The organism is Pseudomonas sp. 05N434, assembly GCF_056396965.1.
Genome location: NZ_JBFTMK010000704.1, coordinates 1 through 2,127, shown reverse-complemented (window position 1 = coordinate 2,127; position 2,127 = coordinate 1). Strand labels below are relative to the sequence as shown.

The following is a 2,127-nucleotide window of genomic DNA, read 5'->3' as shown; positions in this document are numbered from 1 at the left end:
GGCTTCTGCAACCGATATATATGTTAATGTTTTACCTTACAACGCTATTTCTGTCGTCGCGTTACTCACGTTGCTGGGCAATCAATTTGAAATTCAAAGACATGGCTCATTGGCGGTCATTTCTTCGGTAGCTGGCGACAGGGGCAGACCCTCCAACTGTTTATACGGCACAGCAAAAGCTGCCGTTTCCACATTCTGCGAGGGTTTGCGCGCAAGACTTTTCAAAGTCGGCGTTTCGGTGACTACCATCAAACTCGGTTTTGTTCAAACACCTATGACCAAGGGGCTCAACCTGCCTCCCCTGCTGATAGCACAACCTGAAAAGGTAGCACTTAGTATTGTCAAAGCGGTGCAAATAAAACCAACACGCTGTACACCCCAACATTCTGGGCACTGATAATGCTTATTATCAAAAATTTACCAAACTTTATATTCAAGCGGATAAATCTATAGTCAGATTTACTGCAAGTGATAAAACTTTATACATCCAGCTTCATCGACAACAGGGCTCTTCAATGTCAGCTTTAAATACCCTAGGAAATCTGCTTCAAAGGCATTTATTACTAATTGCCCTAGCCATTGTCATTCTGTTGAACCTGTACTACATGAAGACGTACCCTATCAACATTGCTGCCTTTGACTATCCAAATTATGCTCAGATGATTTTCTCCAGCGTATCCAATCTTATCCACGCCAGTGGATATACTTTGGCCGCACGTTTCGCACTCGATTTTGCTGGCGTACCCAACGGAATAGACATCTATAATGTTAAATGGCTGCGACACTTACAGCACATTCACTTTTACTTCCACGTATTCGCCATCGCAATTAGCACATTCATGTGCAATAAAGTATTTGGTAAAATCTCAGCCACACTTATGTGCCTAGCGTGGGGTGGCAGTCTGTTTTTCATGGGTGGGGTCAATTCCATCGGACCGGACTGGCTACAAGGAGACTTTCTTGCCATCGCACTGCTGACTGCTCTCTGGGCGTTCGATGTAAAAAATAATGCAAAAATAATTTTGTATATACTGTCCGCAGTTATTCTTACGGTTGCCTACCTTGTAAAGTTCAACTCCTTGGTAATCGCCCCTGTCATTGCGATGTTAGTAATTTTTGACAGCAAGGACTGGACTTGGAAAATCGCGACAGCCATCGTCAGCCTATCGGCGAGCACCATAATTATATTTGTATTTGTCGAAACCTTTCACTACCCGACGACCAATTCACGGCAACTGAGTTACGATCATGCTTGGGTTCTAATTGACGCAATACCAAACGACTACATCACTCAGGAACCAAACAAGCTGGGAATCAACAGTTTGAGGTGGCGGGCCCTTGGCGCAATTTTACCACCGGAATATTTCAGGGCTGCAGCCTATCAAGATGTTGATTGGGGTGCACCAAAAGAAGTAAGAGCGCCCTACCTCGCACAATATAATTATCTGATGAATGCATCGCGCTCGGAGTTGATTGATTTCACGACCAAGCACCCCCTGCCTGAAACATTTAATATTCATGTTTCGGCCATTCCCGGCTATTACTATATCGGGCTTCCGCAAACGGACGCCCTAAGTATAGCCGTGTATAAAGAATCGGTGCTGGCGATACCCGCGGCCTACATCGCGAAATTGATCAAGGGTTGGTTAGCTTTTTTCATCGAAAAACCGTTCCAACTCACACCTTTAAAATCAAATAGCTTGTATCTGATTATTGGTGACAATATTCAAGCGGATGGCAGCGTTAAACTGACCCCTCCTCCGGACGCTATACCTCAACACATGCCGTACTGGAATCCTGCCGAGAAAGCACAATACCAAGGCATGGTGTTTTTTGGTTGGATGAATTTCCTGACTCCGCCACCTTGGGTCTATGCCTTGCTGGCGTTCGTCTCATGTATCGCTATATGTAAAACACAAAACATCAGAAAAGCCTTTCAGGCAAGCTTGTTAGTATTGTCTACAGCATTACTGGTTAGTTCTTCGTTGATGCTACTGACTGTTCGATCCAAGGAAATGCTTGCACTGTTGCCCATAGTAAGTATCTTTCTCAGTTTTGGCTTTTCTAGCTGCATCAATTACTGCCTGAAACGAAGATCCAACTTAAGCATGCTGGGCTTAAATGGAG

1 protein-coding gene and 1 pseudogene are annotated in these 2,127 nt (G+C 44.5%); both read left to right on the top strand.

Features of this window, described 5'->3' with window-relative positions:
- Positions 1-453: pseudogene (locus tag AC1DLB_RS28315) on the top strand (SDR family NAD(P)-dependent oxidoreductase); the annotation flags it as partial.
- Positions 454-515: 62 nt separating this feature from the next.
- Positions 516-2,127: hypothetical protein (locus AC1DLB_RS28310; protein ID WP_477786119.1), on the top strand; the 1,612-nt coding region annotated here is incomplete at its 3' end.